Below are 24,007 nucleotides of genomic sequence, written 5' to 3'. Positions count from 1 at the left end.
CGCGGTCCCCGCCGTCCCCTGATCCCGGCTGTCCCCCGCGGTCCCCGCGGGACCGCTACCTGCCGCTCGCGTCCGCGCGCACGTCGCGCGCGACGGGACGGTCGATCCCGATGAGCGCGATGTTCCGGAACGACTCCGTGCCGCGGTCGAAGTAGCTGTTGTGCCCGACGGCGCCCGCGAGGGATCCGTCCGCCGACACCCCGGACGACGCGCCCGTCCCGGCGACCCCGAAGTGCGCCGCCCCGAACGACGCGCTGCCCGGGTCCGACCCGAAGTACGACGAGCCGACCACCGGATCCCACGCGGCCTCGCCCACGTACACGCGACCGGCGGGCACGTCCAGCTCCGCCGCCTGGCGCACCGCGCCGCCGGGCGACCCGACCATGGCGAGCGCGTCGGCCGAGGCGCGACCGCTCGAGAGGGCGAGCAGCGCCGCCGTGGAGCCGTACGAGTGCGCGACCACCGTGAGGTGCGGCGGGTCGTCGGGACGCACGCCCCGGATCCCCTGGATGGCGCCCTCGAGGTACTGCGCCCCCTCGTGCGCGAGGTCGAGGTCCCCGATCCCCAGGAGGTCGGGCGTGCGGTAGCCGATCCAGGAGATCGTGGCGACGCCTCCTCCCGCGCTGCCGTCGGCGCCGCTGCCGCTGCCGAGCAGCGTCGTCTGCTGCTGCTGCAGGCGCGCGGCGACGTCGGTCCAGTCCACCAGGCGGTCGGAGACGGAGTAGAACATCCCGGGCACGACGATGTCGACGTAGGCCGCGGAGTCGAGGTCGCCCATCACGACGCCCGCCCGCCCGGGCCACGCCGTGTCGAGCACGAGGAGCGACCGTGCGGGGCCGCCCGCCGCGGGCTCCAGGGCGCGCCGCACCTCGGCGAGCATGCGCAGGTCGCGTCCGAGCGCCTGCTGCGCGCCGCGTCCCGGGGTCGTCGTCGCGCGGGCGCGCAGCTCGCCCTCGCGCTGGTCGAGGAGGCGGCGGTTGGCCGCGTCGCGCTCGACGACGGGGATCCCCTCGAGGTTCCCGACGAGCTCGGGGACGCCGCGGGCGAGGACGCGGCGCTCGTCCGCGGCGAGATCCGACCACCAGGCGGCGACGCCCGACGCGGCGGGAGGGCGGCGGATGAGCTCGCGGATCGTGGCCGGGACCGCGCGCGCGAGCAGCCGCAGCTCCGGCTCGTCGAGCGCGGGCAGCGCGCCGAGGAGCGCGACCGGGGACGTGTCCCGGAGCGACCGGTCGGACACGCGCGGGTCGCGGAGCTGCGCGACGACTCGGGTCGGGCTCGGCAGGTGGGCGCCGCGGGCGGGACCCGCGGCGTCGGGGCCGGCCAGCACGGCGGGCGGCCTGGTCGCCGCGACGGCCGCGGGGGCGGGGACGACGACGGACCCGATCAGCCCGCAGGCGATGGCCGATGCGGCGAGAAGCAGACGGACGCGAGTCGTCACGGTTCGAGATCCCCCAGAGAGCCGACGCGGAGGGCAGGCGCCGGTGGGTGGCGCGCCCGCGCCGACGCGTCCCATCATGCTATCGGCGCCCGGGGCCCGAGGAAGGCCCGATCAGGACTCTTCGCGGCCCCCATCCGGGTCCGGGTGGGCCGTCGAGCCGGATGCGGCGCCCGCGTCTCCATCGGCGACGGCGTCCGCTGCAGCGGCGGGCGCGGGATCCGCGTCCGCGGGCGCCTTCGACTTCCGCGCGCGCTTCGGCTTCGGCTCCGCGGCTCCCTCCTCGCTCGCCTCCGGGTCCGTTTCCGGCAGCGCGATGGCGTCCGGCCCCTGCTCCACGAGGAGGCGGAACTCGGCCGCGTCGATGATGCGGACGCCGAGCGCCTCCGCCTTGCCGAGCTTGGAGCCCGCGCCCGGGCCCGCCGCGACGTAGTGCGTCTTCTTGCTGACGCTGGATCCCGCCTTGCCGCCGGCCGCCATGATCGCCTCGAGCGCGCCCTCGCGGGTGTACCCCTCGAGGGAGCCGGTCGCCACGACCGTGAGGCCGGCGAGCACGCCGCCCGCGGCGGCCGCGGCGCCCGGTCCCGGGTGCCCGGGGACGGCGGTGACGACGCCCGCCCGCTCCCAGCGCTCCACGATCTCGCGGTGCCAGTCGACCTCGAACCAGTCGAGCAGCGCGTCGGCGATGATGCCGCCCACGCCGTCGACCGCGGCCAGCTCCTCGCGGCTGGCGGAGCGGATGGCGTCGAGCGAGCCGAACCAGCCCGCCAGGGCGCGCGCCGCGACCGGACCGACGTGCCGGATGCTGAGGGCCACGAGGATCCGCCAGAGGTCCTGGGTCTTCGCCTTCTCCAGGTTCTCGAGCAGCACCTCGGCCGACTTCGACGGCACGCTGTCCTCGTCGCCCCACGGCTCGGCGGGGTCGAAGGCGCCGTCGCGCTTGGGGGCGCGCTTCCGGCGGAACGGCGTGACGCGCTTCGCCTCGCCCGTCCTCTCGTCGACCTTGACCATGCCGGTCTCGGCGTCCCGGACGACCACGGTGATGGGCACGAGGTCGGCCATCGTCAGCTCGAACAGGCCCGCCTCGGTCTCGAGCGGCGGGTCCTCGGGCTCGAGCGGCTGCGTGAGGGCGGCCGCGGCGACCTCGCCGAGGCCCTCGATGTCGAGCGCGCCGCGGGAGGCGACGTGCTCGACGCGACCGCGGACCTGCGCCGGGCAGCTGCGCGCGTTCGGGCAGCGGAGGTCGATGTCGCCCTCCTTCGCCGGCTTCAGCGGCGTGGAGCACTCGGGGCAGAGCGCGGGCATGACGAACTCGCGCTCGGATCCGTCGCGGAGCTCCACGACCGGGCCGAGCACCTCGGGGATGACGTCGCCGGCCTTGCGCAGGACGACCGTGTCGCCGATGAGCACGCCCTTGGCCTTCACGACCTGCTGGTTGTGCAGCGTGGCCTGGCGCACCTCGGATCCGGCGACCTCGACCTTCTCCATGACCGCGAACGGCGTGGCGCGCCCGGTGCGCCCGACGCTGACGACGATGTCGAGGAGCGTCGTGTTGACCTCCTCGGGCGGGTACTTGTACGCGGTCGCCCAGCGCGGCGCGCGGCTGGTGGCGCCGAGCTCCTCGTGGAGCCCCAGGTCGTCGACCTTGACGACGATGCCGTCGATCTGGTGCTCGACCTCGGCGCGGTGCGCGCCGTGCCGCCGCACGAACTCCGTGACCTCCGCGACGTCGTCGAAGACGCGGAAGTGGGTGGAGATGGGCAGGCCCCAGCCGGCGAGCAGCTCGTAGACCTCGGACTGCGCGGACACGTGCGCGTCGCGCTCCAGCTCCCGGACGGGCCACGCGCCGATGCCGTGCACGAGCATGCGGAGGCGGCGGATGCGCGCGTGCATGAGCTCGAGACGGGCGGGGCTCTTGCCCTCCTCCTTCTGCCGGAGCGACCCGGCGGCGGCGTTCCGCGGGTTCGCGAAGACCCGCTCGCCCACCTCGAGCTGCCGCGCGTTGAGCTCGTCGAACTCGGCGACGGGGAAGAAGATCTCGCCGCGCACCTCGACGAGCGGCGGGTGCCCGGTGCCGGCGAGCCGCTCGGGCACCGTGCCCATGGTGAGGACGTTCTGCGTGACGTCCTCGCCGACGACGCCGTCGCCGCGCGTGGCCGCCGTGACGAGCAGGCCGTCCTCGTAGCGGAGGTTGATGGCGAGCCCGTCGATCTTGAGCTCGCTGAGGTAGCGGACGCGGCCGCTGCCGGCGTCGCGCTCGACCTTGGCCGCCCACTCGGCGAGCTCCTCCTCGCTGAAGACGTTGTCGAGGCTGAGCATGCGCTCGGCGTGCGTGACGGGCGCGAAGAGCGTGGTCTCCGCCCGGCCACCCACGGTCTGGGTGGGGCTGTCCTGGCTGCGGAGCGTCGGGTGCGCCTCCTCGAGGGCCTGGAGCTCGTGCACCAGGGCGTCGTACTCGGCGTCGCTGACGGTGCTGCCGTTCGCCGCGTAGTACTCGTCCCGGTGGCGCTCGATCCCGGCCCGCAGCTCGTCGACGCGCGCGGACGCGGCCTGGAGCTCGGCGGGCGTGGTGGGGGGGACGGCGTCGGCGGCCGCGTCGGTTCCGGTCGTCGTGTCGCTCATGCGCGCGTCACTCCCCCGCGGACGCGCCGACGAGGGCGGCGGCGCGCATGGGCGGCCGGGCGTCGGCGACGGCGCTCACGGTGCGGTCGATGGTGACCTGGCCGAGCACGCGCGTGCCGGCGTAGACGACGGCGGTCTGGCCGGGGGCGACGCCGTGGAGGGGGTCTCGCGGGGTTATCACGAGCTCGACCATGCCATCGACCTCCGACACCGCCGCCCGGGCGGGCACCGGATCGGCGTGGGCGCGGATCTGCACGTCGCAGTCGAACGGCTGGTCGGGCCGAGTGGGCGGCGTGCCCGCCCAGGTGTACGAGGATCCGGCGATCTCGCGGATCGCCAGCGCCTCCTGCGGGCCGACGACGACGGTGTTGTCCTTCGGGCGGATCTCCAGCACGAAGCGCGGCCGGCCGTCGGGCGCCGGCGTGCCGATGGCGAGCCCCTTCCGCTGCCCGACCGTGAAGGCCGCGGCCCCCTGGTGCGTGCCGATCGCGTTCCCCTCGCCGTCGAGGATGTCGCCGGGCTCGGCCCCCACGCGGTCGGCGAGCCAGCCGCGCGTGTCGCCGTCGGGGATGAAGCAGATGTCGTGGCTGTCGGGCTTCTGCGCCACCTGGATCCCCCGGGCCGCCGCCTCCGCGCGCACCTCGGCCTTGGAGGGCGTGGATCCGAGCGGGAAGTAGGAGTGCGCGATCTGGTCGGCCGTGAGCACGCCCAGCACGTACGACTGGTCCTTGGCCCACGCGGCCGCGCGGTGCAGCTCGGGCTGCCCGTCGGGCCCCGGGAGGACGTCGGCGTAGTGGCCCGTGCACACGGCGTCGAAGCCGAGGTCGAGGGCCTTCTCCAGCAGAGCGGCGAACTTGATCCGCTCGTTGCAGCGCATGCAGGGGTTCGGGGTGCGGCCGGCCTGGTACTCGGCCACGAAGTCGTCGACCACGTCGGCCGCGAAGCGCTCGGAGAAGTCCCACACGTAGAACGGGATCCCGAGGAGATCCGCGGCGCGGCGCGCGTCCATCGAGTCCTCGACGGTGCAGCAGCCGCGGGATCCGGTGCGGAGCGTGCCCGGCATGCGGCTGAGCGCGAGGTGCACGCCCGTCACGTCGTGCCCGGCCTCCACGGCGCGGGCGGCGGCCACGGCGGAGTCGACTCCGCCACTCATCGCTGCGAGGATCTTCACCCCGTGAGCCTACGCGCCGCGCGCCCGGCGAGGCCCGCCCGGGAGGCGCGGGCGACGGCGTCGGGCAGCGCCGCAAGGAGCGCGTCCACGTCAGCGTCGGTCGTGGTGCGGCCGAGCGTGAACCGGAGGGCGCCGCGGGCCTCGTCCTCGGGGATCCCCATGCCGAGGAGCACGTGCGAGACCTCGGGCACCCCGGCCTGGCACGCGGATCCGGTGCTCACCGACACGCCCGCCATGTCCAGCAGGAGGAGGAGCGAGTCGCCCTGGCAGCCCGCGAAGGTGAGGTGCGCGTTGCCGGGGAGGCGGCCCGCGGGATCCGGGTCGCCGCGCAGCACCGCGCCCGGCACGTCGCGGAGCACGGTCTCGACGAGACGGTCGCGGAGCGCGGCGACCCGCACGCGCTCGGCGTCGAGCTCGGCGACCGCCAGGGTCACGGCGGTCGCGAACGCCACCGCGGACGCCGCGTCCTGCGTGCCCGAGCGCACCTGCCGCTGCTGGCCGCCGCCGTGGATCTGCGGATCCACCGTCGCCTGCCGCGCGAGCACGAGCGCGCCGCTGCCGACGGGCCCGCCGACCTTGTGCGCCGAGACGCTCACCGCGGAGACGCCCGCCTCGCGCCAGCGCCGGAACGGCACCGGCATGTGGCCGAGCGCCGCGACCGCGTCGACGTGCACGGGCACGCCATGGGCCCCGGCGAGCGCCGCCAGCTCCTCGACCGGCTGGATGGTGCCGACCTCGTTGCTCGCGGCCAGGAAGGTGAGGAGGGAGACGGATCCGGGGTCGGCGGCGAGCGCGTCGGCGACCGCGTCGATGCGGACGCGCCCGAGCGCGTCGATCGGGATCCGCTCCACGACGGCTCCCCGGCGCTCGAGCCACTCGACCGTGTCGACCGTGGCGTGGTGCTCTCCGTCGGGCACGAGGATCCGCGTGCGCCGGGCATCCGACGCGACGCGTGCCCCGTGCAGCCCCTTGATGCCGAGGTTCACGGACTCCGTGCCGCCGGAGGTGAGGACGATCTCGACCGGGTCCGCGTCGAGCGCCCGCGCGATCGCCTCGCGCGCCTCCTCGAGCACGCGCCGGGCCTCCTGGCCGTGCGAGTGGATGGAGGACGGGTTCCCGACCAGGGTGAGCGCCCCGGCGAGCGCCGCGATCGCCTCGGGCCGCATCGGGGTCGTGGCCGCGTGGTCGAGGTAGACCGTCATGCATCTACCCTAGGTCGCATGCCGCGCCCCGGACCGCCCGTGCCCCTGGGGCTCACGCTCCACGACGGGGGCGGCACGCTGCGCCTCGTGAGCCACGGCGCGTCCGCCGTGGAGCTCACCGTGTCGGCCGCCGACGACGCCCGCCGCGTGGCCGAGGTCGTGCCCATGGAGCGCGGCGACGACGGCGTGTGGACGGGATCCAGCGCCCGGCTCGTGCCCGGCACCGCGTACTCGGTGCGCGTGGACGGCGACCCCGCCCCGGGCAACGCCTTCGACCCGACGCGCCACCTGCTGGATCCCTACGCGCGCGGCCTCGTGCAAGTGGGCCCGGCCGCGTGGCGCTCGGTCGTCACGAGCGAGGTGCCCGCCGAGGAGCGCGCCGCCCGCCGCGCCGCGCGCCCGCAGGTGCCGCGTGACCGCCAGGTGGTCTACGAGCTCCACGTGCGCGGCTTCTCCAAGCTCGACGAGCGGCTGCCCGAGGAGCTGCGCGGCACGTACGCGGGGCTCGGCCACGCCTCGTCCGTGGAGCGCCTGGTCGACCTCGGGATCACCACGGTGGAGCTCCTGCCGGTGCACGCCTCCACGAGCGAGGAGCGGCTGCGCGCGCAGGGCCGCATCAACCACTGGGGCTACAACACGCTCGCCTACCTCGCGCCGCACGCGCCCTACGCCACGCGCGCCGCACGGGAGGCCGGCGCCGACGCGGTGGCCGCCGAGTTCCGCGGCATGGTCGACGCGCTGCACGCGGCCGGGATCCAGGTCGTGCTCGACGTCGTCTACAACCACACGGCCGAGGAGGGCGCCGACGGGCCGGTCACGAGCCTCCGCGGCATCGACGGCTCGCGCTACTACCGGCACGCGCCCGACGGGACGCCCATCGACGTGACCGGGTGCGGCAACACGGTCGACCTGTCCCGGCCGGACGCGCAGCGCCTGGTGCTCGACTCGCTCGAGCACTGGTCCGACGTCATGGGCGTCGACGGCTTCCGCTTCGACCTCGCCGTGACCCTCGGGCGCGACGAGCGCGTGGACTTCGACCCCGCGCACCCGCTGCTGCGCGCCATCGTCGAGGACGAGGCGCTCGAGGGCCTCCTCATGATCGCCGAGCCGTGGGACGTGGGCATGGGCGGCTGGCGCACGGGCGGGTTCGGATCCGGCTGGAGCGAGTGGAACGACGGCTACCGCGACGTCGTGCGCGGCTTCTGGCTCACGGACCTGGCGGCGGCCAGGCTCCGCGGGCACGCCCCGAGCGGCGTCGGGGCGCTCGCCTCCTGCCTCGCGGGATCCTCGGGCACCTTCGCGGCCGACCGCGGCCCGCTCGCCTCCGTGTCGTTCGTCACGGCGCACGACGGCTTCACGCTCGCCGACCTCACCTCCTACGACCGCAAGCACAACAGCGGCAACGGGGAGTCGAACCGCGACGGCACGGACGCCAACCGCTCGTGGAACCACGGGGTCGAGGGGCCGACGCGCGACGCGGCGATCCTCGCGGCGCGGCGGCGGTCGTCCCGCAACCTGCTCGGCACGCTCCTCGTCTCGGCCGGGATCCCCATGATCACGATGGGCGACGAGCGCGGCCGCACGCAGCGCGGCAACAACAACGGCTACTGCCTCGACAACGCGGCCACCTGGATGCACTGGGACGAGGACGCGTGGCGGATGGACCTGCACGCGACCACGCGCCACCTCCTCCGCATCCGGCGGGAGAACCCGGCGCTCCGGCCCGTCCGCTACGCCGCGCCCGACGCGCACGTGCCGAGCGCCTCGGTCATCGCCTGGCGCGACGCCGACGCCGCTCCGATGACGGAGGCGGCCTGGGAGTCCGCGGGCACGCGCACGCTGCAGTGGATCACGACGTCGACCCCCGAGACCGAGGACCCGAGCACGGTGCTCGTCGTCGTGCACGGGCGGGAGGACCGCGCGACGGTGACGCTCGCCGAGCACGACGGCGTGACGGCCTGGCGGCTCCTGTGGTCGAGCGAGTGGGAGCGGCCCGAGGTCGTCGCGACGGACGACGCGCCCGGCGCGCGGGTCGAGGTCGACGGGCCGGCCCTGCGGATCTACCGCGCCTGCTGAGCGCGCCCGGGCCCGTCCGCGGGCGGTGATCCCGATCCGCGGCGACCTCCGCAGCGACGCCCGGCGCCCGGACGGGGGCCGCCACGGGTTCGCGTCGCGCGGCGCTCGTGTGCTCTCCTGGAGGCGCCCGCACGATCCGCCGCGCCCCGGCGCGCCCGAGCACGAGGACGCCGCCCATGACCGACGAGTCCCCCGCCCCGAACGGCGACCGCTCCCCCGACGCCCGGGGCTCCGACGCCGGGCGCCCCGCCGACGGTCCGACCCGGCGCCGCACCCTCACCCGCCGCGCGCTCGTCGCGGGCGGCGGCCTCGCCGCCCTCTCGGCCGTCGCCGCCGTCGCGGGCTGCACCACGACGCCCCGCCCGGCCCCGCCCACCTCGGGCGGCATCGCGACCCCGACCGCCGACGCCGGGGATCCGCCCGCGCCCGCCGTCACCGCGTCCGGCGGCCCGCCGATCGAGCCCATGACCTACGCGCCCGACGACGCGCTCGCGGGCTTCTACGCGCTGCGGGACCGGGTGCGGGAGCGACGCCTCACCATCGGCGTCCTCGGCGACAGCATCACCGAGGGGCAGGGCGCCACGACGCTGCAGCACGCCTACCCCGCCCAGCTCCGCGACCGCCTGCGCGGCGCGTACCCGTCCGGCGCGCGCGGCGGCCTCGACTACATCGCGTCGCGGCATCAGATCACGGTGCCCGCCGACCAGGGCTTCGCCTTCGCCGGGACGCCGACCCCGGGCGCCCGCCACGGCTGGGGGCGCCGGGTCGTGCTGCTCACGGAGGCGTCGGGCCCCGGCACCTACCGCGCGCGCATGACGTCGGCGAGGGTCTGCTGGTGGGCGCCGGACCTCGACGCCGCGATCACCGTCCAGGTCGACGACGGCCCGCCCGAGACCGTGCGGGCCGAGGCCGGCGGGTCCCTCACCTGGACGAGCCCGCAGCTCGAGTCCGCCGAGCACGCGATCACGGTCGCGTGGGCCGGCGGCGCACCCGAGCTCGAGGGCGCGTGGCTCTTCGACGGCGACGAGGAGCGCGGGATCCACGCCATCGAGGGCGGCAACTCCGGGTCGCAGCTCTGGCAGCTCTCGGAGAGGGCGCGGCCGGACGGCGTGAGCACGTGGATCCGCTCGGCCCCGCGCTTCGAGCTCGACCTCTGGATGCCCGAGCACCTCATCAACGACGTGGTCGTGCGCACGCCCGAGGAGGTGCGCTCCGACGCGGCGGTGCTCATCGAGCTGATCCGCACCACGAGCGAGGCGCCCGTCCTCTTCACGCCGCCGTACGAGCGCACGACGCTGCCGATCCGCGGGACGACGTGGGCCGACTACATCGGCGCGCTGCGGGACGCCGCGTCGGCCGATCCGCTCGCCGACGTCTTCGAGATCGGCGCGTACATCCCCCGCCTGGTCGGCGAGGGCGCGTCCGACCCGTACGGCTGGATGGGACCGGACAACCACCCGAACGACCGGGGATACGCGCGCTTCGCCGAGGTGCTCGCCGCGAAGCTCTCCGCCACCCCGGCCTGACGCGACGGGCGGCCCCGGAGGGCGCCGCCCGTCCACGCCGCGTCAGCTGCTCGCGACCGCGAGCAGCCCCGGCTCCGCGCTCGACGCCAGCAGCTCGTGCCGCGGCACGACCCGCACCGTGTAGCCGAACGGCCCCGCGCTCGCGAGCCGCACCGTGCCGGCGTACTCCTGCTGCCCGCCGGATCCCCCGACGGGCTCGAGCCCGTGCCGCACGACGTCCGTCAGCACGTCGCCCTCCCCGGTGCGCCCGTGCACGACCTCCACGGTCACGTCGTCCGCGCCGAGGCCGCCGAGCGCCACCCACGCGCGCACCCGCAGCTCGTCGCCCACCTGCGCCTGGTGCTCGACGCCCTCCGACTCCACGTGCGCGACCTGCACCGACGGCCACGCGGCGGCGACGCGTCCGCGCCAGGCCGCGAGCTCGCGGGCCCGGGCGGACCCGTCCGCGGCGACGACGGCCTGCGCGCGCCCCGCGGGCACGTACAGCCGCTCGACGTACTCGCGCACCATGCGGTCGGCGCTGAGCTCGGGCGACAGCGTCCGCAGCGTGTGCCGGATGTCGTGCACCCAGCCCGTGGGCACGCCGTCGCCGTCGCGGTCGTAGAAGCGCGGCGCGATGCGGTTCTCGATGAGGTCGTAGAGCGCGGTGGCCTCCATCGCGTCGCGCTCGGCGCCGTCGTGCGCGCGGTCGGCCGACGGGATCGCCCAGCCGTTCCCGCCGTCGAAGTACTCGTTCCACCAGCCGTCGAGGATGGACAGGTTGAGCGCCCCGTTGAGCGCCGCCTTCATGCCCGACGTCCCGCACGCCTCGAGCGGCCGGAGCGGGTTGTTGAGCCAGACGTCGGTGCCCGGGTACAGGAGCTGCGCCATGCCGATGTCGTAGTCGGGCAGGAACACGAGCCGCCCGCGGATCCCCGGCTCGGCCGCGAACCGCACGAGCTCCTGGATGAGGCGCTTGCCCTCGTCGTCGGCCGGGTGCGACTTGCCGGCCACGACGATCTGCACGGGACGGTCCGGGTCGGTGAGGATGCGGCGGAGGCGTTCCCGGTCGTGGAGCATCAGGGTCAGCCGCTTGTACGTCGGCACGCGTCGCGCGAAGCCGATGGTGAGGACCTCGGGGTCGAGCACGTCCTCGAGCCACGCGGGCTCGACGGCGCCCGGGTTCTGCTCGCGCCAGGCGCGCACGACGCGGCGGCGCGCGTCCTCCACGAGCTGGCGGCGCATGCGGCCGCGCACGTCCCAGAGGTCGCCGTCGCTCACGGCCGTGGAGGACCAGTCGGCCGCGGTGGTGTCCCACGTGCCGAGGCGCTCGCGCGCGAGCGACATGAGCATCGGATCCGTCCACGTCGGCGCGTGCACGCCGTTCGTGACGCTCGTGATCGGCACCTCGTCGGTGTCGAACCCCGGCCAGAGCCCCGCGAACATCCCCCGGCTGACCTCGCCGTGCAGCTGGGAGACGCCGTTGGCGCGCTGCGCGAGGCGGAGGCCCATGAGCGCCATGTTGAACACGTCCGGGGATCCGCCCTCGTGGGACTCCGCGCCGAGCCCGAGCACGCGCTCCGGCGGCACGCCCGGCAGCAGCCGATCCGTGACGTGCTGGCGGACGAGGCCGACGTCGAACCGGTCGATGCCCGCGGGGACCGGCGTGTGCGTCGTGAACACGGTGCCGGCGCGCACCACCTGCAGCGCCTCGTCGAAGTCGAGGCCGTCGGCCATGAGGGTCGAGATCCGCTCGACGCCGAGGAAGCCGGCGTGGCCCTCGTTGGTGTGGAAGACGCGCGGCACGGGCGAGCCGGTGACGCGCGCGTGCGCCGCGATGGCGCGCACCCCGCCGATGCCGAGCAGCAGCTCCTGGTGCAGCCGGTGCTCGCCGCCGCCGCCGTAGAGCCGGTCGGTGACGCGGCGGAGGTCCTCGTCGTTCTCGGGCACGTCGGTGTCGAGCAGGAGCAGCGGGATCCGGCCGACGCGCGCCTGCCAGATCCGCGCGTGCAGCGTCCTCTCGGCGGGCAGCTCGAGGGCGACGTGCACGGGCGCGCCGTCGGCCTCGCGCAGCACCTGGAGCGGCAGGCCGTCGGGGTCGAAGACGGGGTAGGTCTCCTGCTGCCAGCCGTCGGAGGAGATCCCCTGGCGGAAGTACCCGGACCGGTAGAAGAGGCCGACGCCCACGAGCGGGATGCCGAGGTCGGAGGCGCTCTTCAGGTGGTCGCCCGCGAGGATCCCGAGGCCGCCGGAGTACTGCGGGAGCGCGGCGGCGATGCCGTACTCGGGCGAGAAGTAGCCGATCGCCTCGGGAACGTCGCCCTCGAGGGACTGGTACCAGCGGGGCTCGCTCACGTACGCGCGGAGGTCCTGCCGCTGCTCCTCCGCCCACGCGACGAACCCCTCGTCGGCGGCGAGCTCGCGCAGCCGCTCCTGGTCGACCGCGCCGAGCAGCGCCACCGGATCGTGGCCCGTCCCCTCCCACAGCTCCGGGCTCACGTGCGCGAACACGCGGCGGGTGGGCTCGTACCACGACCACCGGAGGTTCCCGGCGAGCTCGTCCAGCGCGGACAGCTCCCCCGGGAGGACGGCACGGACGGTGAACCTGCGGATGGCCTTCACGGGACTCCCTCGAACCGGTACGGGCGGCGGGCGGACCCGCGCGATGGCTCCCGAGCCTAGGGGCGCGGGATGCACCGCACCAGGGTCCGGGCCGGTCGTGGAGGGAGCGTGGACGCGGGCCGGACGGAGGATGACGGGCGGGCGTCGGGCATCCGGACGGCGTCCGCCACCGCCGCGGCGAGCGACAGCCGGACGGCTCACGGGCTACGGTCGAACAGTGACCACACCCCAGGACGGACCCGATCCCCTCCCCCGCCCGGTGCGCGGCCGTGCAGCCCGCAAGCTCGCCAAGGCCCAGAAGCTCCAGGACGCGCAGAAGCCGCCGACGCCCGAGCCCCCGATGATCCCCGCGGCGCCCGAGCAGGCGGCCCCCGATGCCGCCGCCGAGGCGCCCGAGCCGACCCCGCAGCCGGACGTGGTCCCGGTGTCGCCCGTCGCGGCGCCGGTGTCCGCGGTCCCGGAGCCCGCCCCGGAGCCGGAGCCCGCGCCCGTGGCCCCCGAGCCGACGCCGGAGCCGGCGCCCGTGGTCCCCGAGCCGGAGGCCGCCCCCGCCCCGCCGTCCGCGCCCCGCCACGCGGCGCCCGCCGCCGAGCCGACGCCGTCCGCGGAGCCGACGCGCGTCGCCGAGCCCGCCCGGTCGGCCGATCCGTCGCCGGCCGCGCCGACCCCCGCGCCCGCTGCCCGGCCCGCGCCCGCAGCCGAGCCCGACGACGACGACTACGCCCCCGTCATCGGCCGCATCCCGATCCTGTCGCTCACCCCGCAGATCGAGGACGACCTCTGGCCCGCGAAGAGCTTCGTCCACGACGTGGTGCCGTTCGGCGCCACGATCTTCCGCGAGGGCCACGACCTCATCGGCGCCGACGTGCTGCTCACCGACCCGACCGGCGCCGAGACCTCGCACCGCATGTCGCTCGACGCCACGAAGCCCGGCCTCGACCGCTGGATCACGAGCGCGCAGCTCGAGACGCAGGGCGTCTGGACCTGGCGCGTGAGCGCGTGGTCCGACGACTTCGGCACGTGGCTGCACAACGCGGAGATCAAGGTCCCCGCGGGCCTCGACGTCGACGTGATGCTCGCCCTCGGCGCCGAGGCGCTCGAGCGCGCGGCCTCCGACGACACCCGCGACGCCGCCGACCGCGACGTCCTCCGCGCGGCCCTGGCCGGCATCGCCGACGCGGACGCCACCCCCGACGCTCGCCTCGCCGCCGCCACGACCCCGGAGGTCCTGGCCGCGATCGACCGCGTCCCCCTCCGCAGCCTCGTCACGCTCAGCCCCGAGCGCACCATCGTGGTGGAGCGCGAGCGCGCCGCCGTCGGATCCTGGTACGAGTTCTTCCCCCGCTCGGAGGGCGCCGTCCAGCACGAGGACGGCTCCTGGACGAGCGGCACCTTCGCCACGGCCGCCCGCCGCCTCCCCGCGATCCGCGACATGGGCTTCGACGTCGTCTACATCCCGCCGGTGCACCCCATCGGCCGCACCAACCGCAAGGGCCCGAACAACACGCTCACCGCGGGGCCCCACGACCCGGGCTCGCCCTACGGCATCGGATCCGAGGACGGCGGGCACGACAGCATCCACCCCGAGCTCGGCACGGCGGACGACTTCCGCGCCTTCGTCGACGAGGTCGCCGAGCACGGCATGGAGCTCGCGATCGACATCGCGCTGCAGGCGTCGCCCGACCACCCGTGGGTCACGACGCATCCCGAGCTCTTCACGACGCTCCCCGACGGCTCCATCGCCTTCGCGGAGAACCCGCCGAAGAAGTACCAGGACATCTACCCGCTGAACTTCGACAACGACCCGGAAGGGTCCTACCGCGAGATGCTCCGCGTCATGCGGGTCTGGCTCGGCCTCGGCGTCAAGATCTTCCGCGTCGACAACCCGCACACGAAGCCGCTCGTGTTCTGGGAGCGCCTCATCCACCAGGTGATGCGCGACGAGCCCGACGCGATCTTCCTCAGCGAGGCGTTCACGCGCCCCGCCATGATGCGGACGCTCGCCAAGATCGGGTTCCAGCAGTCGTACACGTACTTCACCTGGCGGAACACGAAGCAGGAGCTCGAGGAGTACCTCACCGAGGTCAGCCACGAGACGAGCGACTACCTCCGACCGAACTTCTTCGCGAACACGCACGACATCCTCACGCCCTACCTGCAGTTCGGCGGGCGCGCCGCGTACCGGATCCGCGCGGCCATCGCCGCGACCGCGTCGCCGTCGTGGGGCATCTACTCGGGCTACGAGCTGATCGAGAACGTCGCGCGCCCCGGCGCCGAGGAGAACATCGACAACGAGAAGTACGAGTTCAAGCCGCGCGACTGGGCACGGCAGGAGGAGCTCGGCGGATCCATCGCCCCGGAGATCACGCGCCTGAACGAGATCCGCCGCCAGCACCCCGCGCTCCGCCAGCTGCGGAACCTCGACGTGCACTGGAGCGACGACGACTCGATCCTCGTCTACTCCAAGCACCTCGCCGCCGAGCACACCGGCACGGGCGAGGCCGACACGATCCTCGTGGTCGCCAACGTCGACCCCCACTCGGCGCGTGAGACCCAGGTCTACCTCGACCCCACCCGCTTCGGCCTCGCCGAGGACGCCGTGTTCGACGTCGAGGACCTCCTCACGGGCGACGTCTACACGTGGTCGACCTCCAACTTCGTCCGGCTCGACGCGTTCACGCACCCCGTGCACGTGTTCCGGGTCCACCCGACCGCATCGAAGGGATGACGGACATGACCGACACCACCCCCGCGCACGACCCCCAGCACGAGCAGACGACGGGCGCCGACGTGGTCGTCCCGCCGGCCGCCGAGGTCGACCCCGACCGCGGGACCGACGTCGTCGTCCCCGCGGCGGACGACGCCTCCGGCGAGACCGCGTCCGCGTCCGACCCCGTCCGCCTCCCCGAGGTGGCGGACCACGACCTGCGCGCCGTCGCCGAGGGCGTCCACTCCGGCCCGCACTCGGTCCTCGGCCAGCACCCCGTCGCGATCGACGGCGTCGGCGACGACCTGGTCGTCGTGCGCGCGCTCCGCCCCCTCGCGGACGCCGTGTCCGTGATCCTCTCCACCGGCGCCCGCGTCGCCCTCGCCCACGTGGGCCACGGCGTCTGGCAGGGAGCGCACGTCCTCGGACTCCAGGACTACGAGGTCGAGGCCCGCTACCCCGACGGCGGTACCTGGACGAGCGAGGACCCGTACCGCTTCCTCCCCACGGTCGGCGACCTCGACCTGTACCTCTTCGGCGAGGGCCGCCACGAGCGCCTCTGGGACGTCCTCGGCGCCCATCACCGCGAGCACTGGGGCGTCGCGCGCACCTACGAGGGCGTGTCCTTCTCCGTCTGGGCGCCCCATGCCCGGGCCGTCCGCGTCATCGGCGGCTTCAACGGCTGGGACGGCGTGCAGCACGCGATGCGCCGCCTCGACGGCAACGGCGTCTGGGAGCTGTTCGTGCCCGGCGTCGAGCCCGGCGTCTCGTACAAGTTCGAGATCCTCACGCAGGAGGGGCGGTGGATCGAGAAGGCCGACCCCATGGCCCGCATGACCGAGGTCCCGCCCGCGACCGCGTCCCGCGTCGAGACGAGCGCGTACCAGTGGGACGACGCCGCCTGGCTCGAGGAGCGCGCCGCCCGCGACCCCCACGACTCCCCGATGAGCGTGTACGAGATGCACCTCGGATCCTGGCGCCCCGGCCTCGGCTACCGCGAGGTCGCCGGCGAGCTCGTCGCCTACCTCCAGGAGCTCTCCTACACGCACGTCGAGTTCCTGCCGCTCGCGGAGCACCCGTTCGGCGGATCGTGGGGCTACCAGGTCTCCGGCTACTACGCGCCGACCTCGCGGTTCGGCTCCCCCGACGACCTCAAGTTCCTCATCGACACGCTGCACCGCGCGGGCATCGGCGTCATCGTGGACTGGGTCCCGGCCCACTTCCCGAAGGACGCCTTCGCGCTCGCGCAGTTCGACGGCCAGCCGCTCTACGAGCACACCGACCCGCGCCGCGGCGAGCAGCAGGACTGGGGCACCCTCGTCTTCGACTTCGGCCACTCGCAGGTCCGCAACTTCCTCGTCGCCAACGCGCTGTACTGGTTCGAGGAGTTCCACATCGACGGCCTCCGGGTCGACGCCGTGGCCTCGATGCTCTACCTCGACTACTCGCGCGAGGAGGGCCAGTGGCTCCCCAACGTGCACGGCGGCCGCGAGAACCTCGAGGCGATCAGCTTCCTGCAGGAGGTCAACGCCACCGCGTACCGCACCCACCCGGGCATCGTGATGATCGCGGAGGAGTCCACGAGCTTCCCCGGCGTCACGCGCCCCACGAGCGACGGCGGCCTCGGCTTCGGGCTCAAGTGGAACATGGGCTGGATGCACGACACGCTCGACTACTCGGCCGTCGACCCGATGTACCGCGCGTACCACCACGGCCAGATCACGTTCTCGATGGTCTACGCGTACACGGAGAACTTCCTCCTCCCCATCAGCCACGACGAGGTCGTGCACGGCAAGGGCTCGCTCGTCGGCAAGATGCCGGGCGACCACTGGCAGAAGCTCGCCAACGTGCGCGCGTACCTGTCGTTCATGTGGTCGCACCCCGGCAAGCAGCTGCTCTTCATGGGCCAGGAGTTCGGGCAGCCGTCCGAGTGGAGCGAGGAGCGCGGGCTCGACTGGTGGATCCTCGACCAGCCCGTCCACCGCGCCCTGTTCGACCTCGTCGGCGCCCTCAACCGCACCTACGTCGAGACGCCCGCGCTGTGGGCGCTCGACAATGACCCGGCCGGCTTCGAGTGGATCGACGCGGGCGACGCCGGGCGCAACGTCCTCGCGTTCCTCCGCCGCGACCGCGACGGGAACCAGGTCGCCGTCGTGCACAACTTCTCCGGCGCGCCCATCACGGGCTACCGGCTGGGGCTGCCGCAGGCGGGCGTGTGGGAGGAGATCCTCAACACGGACGCCGAGCAGTTCGCCGGATCCGGCGTGGGCAACCTCGGCGCCGTGCACGCGGGCGACGAGGGCTGGCACGGACGACCGGCGTCGGCGGAGCTGACGCTGCCGCCGCTGGCGGGCCTGTGGCTGCGCCTGAAGCAGGATCCGGCCGACCTGCGTCCCGTGGAGGCGCCGGCGCATGCGGCACCCGACGCGGACGAGACGCGCGCCGACGGCACGCCGTTCGCCGTAGCGGACGCGGCTCCCGTCCTCCCGCAGTCGCGGGAGACTCAGCCGCCCGTCGAGGGGCTCTCGGCGACGGACGACGCACCGGGCTCGGACGACGGCACCCCGCGGGTGCCCACGGTCTGACCGGACCGCGCACGACGACGGCGCCGCATCCCGGAAGGGGTGCGGCGCCGTCGTCGTGCGGGCGGGATGCGCGTCAGTACAGGAGGCGCGTGAGGCGGCGGCGCGCGACGGCGACGCGGGGGTCCTCGAGCCCGACGACCTCGAAGTGCTCGATCAGGCGCTGGCGGACGGCCTCGCGGCCCTCCGCGTCGAGCCCGGGGAACAGCGTCAGGAGCCGGTCGAAGGCGTCCTCGACGTGCCCGCCCGAGAGGTCGAGGTCGGCCACGAGGAGCTGCGCGTCCACGTCGTCCGGGGCGGATGCGGCGGCGGACCGGATCCCGTCGGCCGCCTTCCCGTCGAGCCGGTGCAGCAGGCTCACCTGGGCGAGGCCCGCGACGGCGAGGGCGTCGCGCGGGTTCTGCGCGATCGCGGTGCGGTACTCGGCGGCAGCGGACGCGTAGTCGCCCTGCTCGATGAAGGCGTAGGCCTCCGCGTGGTGCGGCGGCAGCGGCTCCTCGACGGGGGCGGCCGGCTCGGCGGATCCGCCGGGGGCCACCGCGGTGCCGGTCACGCCGTTCTGCTGCGCCAGCTCCAGCACCTGCCGGATGACGTCGCGGACCTGGTCCTCGGGGATCACGCCGGCGAAGAGGCCCACGGGTCGGCCGCCGATGAGCGCCGCCACCGTCGGCACCGTCTGGGCCTGGAACGCCTGGCCGAGCTGCGGGCTCTGGTCGATGTCGATGCGGACGAGGAGCACGCGGCCGGCCTGCTCGGTGACCACGCGCTCCAGCACGGGCGACAGCTCGCGGCTGGAGGCGAGCCCCGTCGAGACGAGCTCGACGATGACGGGCACCACGGCGGAGATGTCGAGGAACTGCGTGAAGGACGCGTCGTCCGCCGCGAGCACGAGGCCGGGGACGTCCACCGACTGCGGCGCGCCCGCCGGGCCGCCCGGCGCGGCGGGCGCACCCGGGGCGCCGGGAGCCGCCGCCGCACCCGCGGGAGCGGCGGGCGCCTGCGTCCGGTTCACGAGCGAGGAGAGGTCGACGGCGCCGCGGAGGCTGGCGGCGGAGGGGGGCACGTTCGTCATGGGAGCTCCTTGGCCGAGGTGATGTGGGTGCTGGAGGCGTACAGGCGGATCTTCTCGCCCGAGTTCACGGGGGGCACGTACATGAGCATCTGCGCCGTGCGGACGGTGTCGAAGCCCTTCGCCGAGTCCGTGAGCCCGGTGATCGCCTGGACCTCCGGGTTCGCGTTGACCTTCGCGCCCTCCGCGGTGGGCTTCGCGACGATGCCGAGGTCCACGGTGACGCTCACGAGCGCGCCGGACTCCACGGTCGACATGGCGACGGGCGTCGCGGGGTTCGCGGTGGCGGAGAACTCGACGGTGCCGGTCTCGCCGATCGAGGCCGGGAAGTCGACCTTCCGCTTGGCGTCCTGCGCGCGCACCCCGTCGTCTGTCGCGTCGAACAGGTCCGCGTACTGGCTCTGGTCGCCCTTGTCGAGCAGGTCCGCATAGGCGGCCGAGAGCTGATCCGGCTGGACCGCGAGCAGCTTCACGTCGGGCGCGAGGCGGGCCGCCCCGATCGCGGCGGGCGCCACGTCGGGCAGGGCCGCCGTCGTCGAGATGGGCATGGCGTAGAGCACGTGGTAGTTCTCGCGCGGGCTGTCCTGCACGAGCGTGAGCGACAGGGTGGGCGCGTCGTCCGCGTCGGGGTCCTTCACGACCGCGGCGATCGTGCGCGGCCACGCGACGGTGGCCTGCGGGAGCGTGAGCTGCAGGTCGCCCGCCGGGATGGCCGGGACCGCGGCGATGTCGGGCTTGGCCTTGCGCACCTGGTAGTCAGACGTGCGCTCCTGCAGCGCGGGCCCGGCGAACCGCGAGGTCAGCTGCTCCGCGTCGAGCGCCTGGTCGGCCGCGGTCGCGACCTCCGAGACACGGGACACGATGCGCTCGGCCTGGTCCTGGGTGACGACGGGCGGATCCGCGTCCTCCGCCTCACGGGCGGCGTCGAGCGACGACGACGGGGTGGGCGTCGCCGTGGATCCCGCGGATCCCGCGCCGGCGGCGAGGTCGGCCGGCGCGCCCTGCACGGTGCACCCGCTCAGGGCGAGGCCGGTGACGACGAGGACCGGCAGCGCGATGCGGCTGCGTCGACCGCGGCCGCGGGGCTGCGCGGGAGCCGTCCCGGAGCCGGCCGTGAGGGCCGCCCGACGGGCGGCCGGGCCGATGCGCGGGACGCGGGGTCCGCCGCGCGGCGGCAGGTTGCGCCGCGGTCCGCGGCTGCGGCGCAGGTGGCGGAGCGCGAGGAGGTACAGGACGAGCCCGAGGACGAGCAGCGCGATGCCGCCCACCACGAGCGGGACGACCCAGGGCGACTCGCCCTCGGACGGCCACGAGAGCTCGATGTCGGCGGGAGCGGCGGCCTGGCCGTCCGTGGCGAGGATGAGGCTGACGTCGTCCGGGAGGCGCGTGCTGAGCGAGACCTCGCCCTGGCCGGTCTGCTCGGAGAGCCAGAGGTCGGATCCGCGCGGGTCGGTGACCGTGGGCGCGGCCTCGGCGGCGGTGCCCGATGCGTCTGAACCGGAGCTGTCGGCGGACGGGGTCGGGGCCGGCGTCGGCGTGGCCGCCTCCGGCTCCACGACCTGGCTGGTCAGCCCGCCCTGGTCGTCCATGGCGACGCGCGTGTACGGGCTCGTGCCCACCCACGCCTCGACGTCCGTCGTGGGGCCGTACGCGGCGAAGACCTCGCCGTCGCCGCGGGCCACGGTGTCCTGCAGCCCGGGGTGCGCGTTGAGCGTCTCCCCGCTGATGACCGTGTAGGCCGCGTCTCCCGCCGACGACGTCGACGCGGTGATGCGGTCGGGTCCGGCCAGGAACGTGTGCTGGGCGATCCCCAGCCCGATCATGAGGGCCGCGACCACGAAGGTCGCGATCGCCAGGACGAATCGCACGGGTGTCTCCTCTCGTGTCGTCGCGGGCGGCTGCTGCATGCGCGGCGGTCGTGGTGACGACCACGACGGCCGTCGAGCACGGGTGCTCTCGCGACGTACCCGCCGTGTTCGGGGCGGATCGGCGGCGGACGACGACATCGAAGGATACCGGACGACCCTGGGAGCGCCTCCCCCGCCCGTCGTCGCGGCCGTGGGGGGAGCCGCGGGCGCGGAGGGCCGACTCGGTAGGATCGGCACCTGCTGCGCCCCGCCCGGCGTGCGCGAGCCGCCCGCGAAGGAGTCCCCCGTGCCCCACGACGACACGCCGTTCAGCCCCGCCATGCGCGGCTACAACCGCGACGAGGTCGACCGGGCCGTCGCCGACCTGCGCCGCGAGCTCATCCGCTCGAACCAGCAGGGCGCGGAGCTCCGCGCCGAGGCCGAGCGCCTCCGCCGCAGCGAGCAGGAGCTGCGCGACGAGCTCGAGGAGGTCGGCAGCCCCACGTTCGCCGGGCTCGGCAGCCGGCTCGAGGCCACCCTGCGGGTCGCCGAGGAGCAGTCCACGCGCCTGGTCGCGCAGGCGGACGCCGACGCCGCCCGCCTCCGCCGCGCCACGCAGGAGGAGACGGACGCGCAGCGCGCCGAGGCCGAGGCGACCGCTCACCACCTCGTCGACCAGGCGCGCGCGCAGGCCGCGCAGATCCTCGACGCCGCCCGCCGGGAGGCCGACGACCTGGGCGAGCGCGCGGACGACCGGGCAGAGGGCCTGCGCAGCGACGCCGAGCGCGAGGCCGCCGCCCTCCTCCTCCGCACGCGCACGGAGGTCGCCGACCTCCGCGCCACGGCCCTGCGCGAGACCGACGCCGAGCGCGCCGAGGCGGCCCGGGAGGTCGCGGAGCTCCGCGCGCGGGTCGACCGCGAGACCGACGAGGCCCGCCGCGACGCGGCCGACCTCGCCCGGGAGAGCGTCCTCGCCCGCGGCGCGCTCGAGCGCGAGCTCGCGGACGCCCGCGCCCGGCACGACGAGTCGGTCGCCGAGGAGCGCGCCGAGCTCGACCGCGACGTCCGGGAGGCCGAGGAGCGGCTCCGTCTCGACGAGGAGACGAGGCGCATCGCCCTCGCCCAGCTCGAGGAGCAGACCCGGACCGACCTCGACCGGGAGATCGAGCAGGCGCGCACCGACTGGGACCGCGAGGTGCAGGCGTCCCGCGACGACTTCGACCGCCGGATCCATGCCGAGCGCACCGCGTTCGACCGCGACGTGGAGGAGACCCGGGCGGCCCTCGAGCGCGAGATCGCGGAGACGCGCGAGGCGCTCGAGCTCGAGGTGGCGACCGCGCGGGGCGACCTGGCCCGCGACGTCGACGAGGCGCGAACCGACCTCGCCCGCGACGTCGCGCAGGGCACCGATCGCCTGGAGCGGGAGACCCGGGCCACGCGGGAGCAGCTGGAGCTGGAGGCCGTCACCGCGCGCGGCGCGCTCGAGCGCGAGATCGCCGAGGCCGAGGCGCTGGAGGCCGACCGCCGGGAGGCGGAGCGCCTGCGCCTCGAGCGCGAGGCGGCCGAGACGCGCCGCGAGTTCGCGGCCGAGGCCGAGGAGGCGCGCCTGCTGCTCAGCCGCGAGATCGAGCAGGGCCACCTCGACCTCGACGCCGAGATCACGGCCCGCCGCGACCACGACGCCCGCGACGCCGCCGAGCGCCAGCGCGAGGCCGTCGAGCGCACGGCCGCGTACCTCGGCGAGGCCGAGGCACGGCTGCAGGAGGTCACCGCGCTCCTCGCCTCCACGCGCGAGGAGGCGGAGACGCTCGCGAAGGACAGCCGCGAGGCGGCCAGGAAGGCGCGCGACGACGCCGACCACGATGCCCGCGCCGCCATCGCCGACGCGGAGCGCCGCGCCCGCGAGACCGTGGCCGACGCGGAGCGCCGCGCGCGCGAGGCCGTCGCCGACGCGGAGGAGCGACTCGACCGCATTAGGATCGAGCGCGAGGCGGTGGCCGCGTACCTGGAGAACGTCCGCGGCGTGCTGACCCAGGCGGACGACGCCTCCTCCGACGACGAACCCCGCACCGCGCGCTGAGCGCGTGCCGAACCGGAGGCCTCCGACGTGAAGATCCAGAACCCCTACCGGCTCGGCCTCCTGGCGGGTCTCGGCGTGCTCACCGCGCTCGTCATCGGCGGCGCGCTCGTGTCCCTGGGGACCGTCCTCACCTACGTGGGCACGGCGATATTCCTGGCGCTCGGCATCGACCCTCTCGTCACGTACCTGGAGCGCAAGAGCGTCCCCCGTCCGGTCGCCATCCTCGTGATCTTCCTGGTGCTGCTCGGGTCGCTCGCGGGCGTGCTGCTGGCGGTCATCCCCGTCGTCGTGAACCAGGCGAGCGCGCTCGTCACGCAGATCGTCCAGTACGCGCAGAGCGTGAGCGGCGACCAGTTCATCGAGAACCTGCAGTCGTTCGTGCCGCGCGAGGTCTTCGACGTCCAGACCGGCGCGGACGAGCTCGTCCAGTACCTCTCCAACGCCTCGAACGTCGCCACCATCACGGGCAACGTCCTCACCGTCGCGTTCACGATCGGCAACTTCCTCTTCGGGCTGGTCATCGTCGTGATCCTCACGATGTACTTCACGGCCTCGCTCAACTCCTTCAAGAGCGGCCTCTACAAGCTCGTGCCGGCCACGCGCCGCGCGCGCTTCGCCGACATCGCCGAGCAGATCACGCAGTCGGTCGGCCGCTACGTCATGGGCCAGGTCGGCCTCGCGCTCTGCAACGGCGTCCTCAGCTTCATCTACCTCAGCATCGTCGGCGCGGCCCTGCCCGCCGTGTGGGCGTTCATCGCGTTCCTGTTCTCGCTGCTGCCGCTCGTCGGCACGATCACCGGCTCGGCGCTCATCCTGCTCGGCCAGATCGTGCTGCTGCCGGAGTCGATGAACACGTGGATCGCCGTGGCCGTCTACTACCTCGTCTACATGCAGATCGAGGCGTACGTGCTGAGCCCCAACATCATGAACCGGGCCGTCAAGGTGCCCGGCGTCATCGTCGTGATCGCCGCGCTCACGGGCGGCACGCTGCTCGGGGTGCTCGGCGCGCTCATCGCGGTGCCGGTCGCGGCCGCCGTGCTGCTCATCATCCGGCAGGTCGCGATCCCGCTCCAGAACGAGCGCTGA

General features: G+C 74.8%; 13 protein-coding genes. 6 read left to right on the top strand and 7 right to left on the bottom strand.

Translation table 11 applies throughout. The annotated features are described in order from the left end of the window. Window positions 1–55: 55 nt before the first annotated feature. The 4 genes from BFL37_RS08560 to BFL37_RS08545 form a co-directional block, all read right to left on the bottom strand. Entirely contained in the window at window positions 56–1,441 is a 1,386-nt protein-coding gene (locus BFL37_RS08560; RefSeq protein WP_086514701.1) for an alpha/beta hydrolase, read from the bottom strand. A 111-nt stretch (window positions 1,442–1,552) separates the two neighbouring features. Continuing rightward, on the bottom strand, window positions 1,553–4,060 hold the full coding sequence (gene ligA, locus BFL37_RS08555) for an NAD-dependent DNA ligase LigA (RefSeq protein WP_241533922.1): 2,508 nt from the start codon (window positions 4,058–4,060) through the stop codon (window positions 1,553–1,555). 7 nt (window positions 4,061–4,067) lie between these two features. After that, complete coding sequence (gene mnmA, locus BFL37_RS08550) at window positions 4,068–5,231, bottom strand: tRNA 2-thiouridine(34) synthase MnmA (protein ID WP_172403775.1); 1,164 nt, start codon at window positions 5,229–5,231, stop codon at window positions 4,068–4,070. Then, window positions 5,228–6,433: a cysteine desulfurase family protein gene (locus BFL37_RS08545; RefSeq protein ID WP_086514700.1), complete on the bottom strand. Its 1,206-nt coding sequence runs from the start codon at window positions 6,431–6,433 to the stop codon at window positions 5,228–5,230. The genes mnmA and BFL37_RS08545 overlap by 4 nt, the downstream gene beginning before the upstream one ends. Window positions 6,434–6,451: 18 nt before the next feature. Here BFL37_RS08545 and BFL37_RS08540 point away from each other — a divergent pair, with 18 nt between their 5' ends. Further along, complete coding sequence (locus BFL37_RS08540; RefSeq protein ID WP_086514699.1) at window positions 6,452–8,509, top strand: glycogen debranching protein; 2,058 nt, start codon at window positions 6,452–6,454, stop codon at window positions 8,507–8,509. A gap of 176 nt (window positions 8,510–8,685) precedes the next feature. Beyond that, complete coding sequence (locus tag BFL37_RS08535) at window positions 8,686–10,035, top strand: SGNH/GDSL hydrolase family protein (RefSeq protein WP_241533921.1); 1,350 nt, start codon at window positions 8,686–8,688, stop codon at window positions 10,033–10,035. A 42-nt stretch (window positions 10,036–10,077) separates the two neighbouring features. Here the strand turns inward: BFL37_RS08535 and glgP are convergent, their stop codons facing one another. Next, the gene (glgP, locus tag BFL37_RS08530; RefSeq protein ID WP_086514698.1) at window positions 10,078–12,636 is read right to left on the bottom strand and encodes an alpha-glucan family phosphorylase; all 2,559 of its coding nucleotides are present in this window, start codon (window positions 12,634–12,636) and stop codon (window positions 10,078–10,080) included. 217 nt (window positions 12,637–12,853) lie between these two features. Here glgP and BFL37_RS08525 point away from each other — a divergent pair, with 217 nt between their 5' ends. Further along, window positions 12,854–15,364: an alpha-1,4-glucan--maltose-1-phosphate maltosyltransferase gene (locus tag BFL37_RS08525; protein ID WP_241533920.1), complete on the top strand. Its 2,511-nt coding sequence runs from the start codon at window positions 12,854–12,856 to the stop codon at window positions 15,362–15,364. Next, window positions 15,361–17,928, top strand: coding sequence for a 1,4-alpha-glucan branching protein GlgB (gene glgB, locus BFL37_RS08520; protein WP_086514697.1), 2,568 nt, complete (start codon window positions 15,361–15,363; stop codon window positions 17,926–17,928). Before BFL37_RS08525 ends, glgB begins: the two co-directional genes overlap by 4 nt. A 73-nt stretch (window positions 17,929–18,001) precedes the next feature. Here the strand turns inward: glgB and BFL37_RS08515 are convergent, their stop codons facing one another. Continuing rightward, on the bottom strand, window positions 18,002–18,997 hold the full coding sequence (locus BFL37_RS08515) for a tetratricopeptide repeat protein (protein WP_086514696.1): 996 nt from the start codon (window positions 18,995–18,997) through the stop codon (window positions 18,002–18,004). Next, a complete protein-coding gene (locus tag BFL37_RS08510) occupies window positions 18,994–20,862 on the bottom strand; it encodes a hypothetical protein (RefSeq protein WP_086514695.1) in 1,869 nt (622 codons plus the stop codon). The genes BFL37_RS08515 and BFL37_RS08510 overlap by 4 nt, the downstream gene beginning before the upstream one ends. A gap of 286 nt (window positions 20,863–21,148) precedes the next feature. Between BFL37_RS08510 and BFL37_RS08505 the strand changes: the two genes are divergently transcribed. Together BFL37_RS08505 and BFL37_RS08500 are read left to right on the top strand one after the other, a co-directional pair. Further along, window positions 21,149–22,921 (top strand): hypothetical protein, encoded by a 1,773-nt coding sequence (locus tag BFL37_RS08505; protein ID WP_086514856.1) that lies wholly within the window; start codon window positions 21,149–21,151, stop codon window positions 22,919–22,921. Window positions 22,922–22,948: 27 nt separating this feature from the next. After that, complete coding sequence (locus BFL37_RS08500; protein ID WP_086514694.1) at window positions 22,949–24,007, top strand: AI-2E family transporter; 1,059 nt, start codon at window positions 22,949–22,951, stop codon at window positions 24,005–24,007.

The organism is Clavibacter michiganensis, from assembly GCF_002151125.1.
Classification (GTDB): Bacteria; Actinomycetota; Actinomycetes; order Actinomycetales; family Microbacteriaceae; genus Clavibacter; species Clavibacter michiganensis_C.
This window is presented reverse-complemented; position numbering and strand designations above follow the sequence as displayed.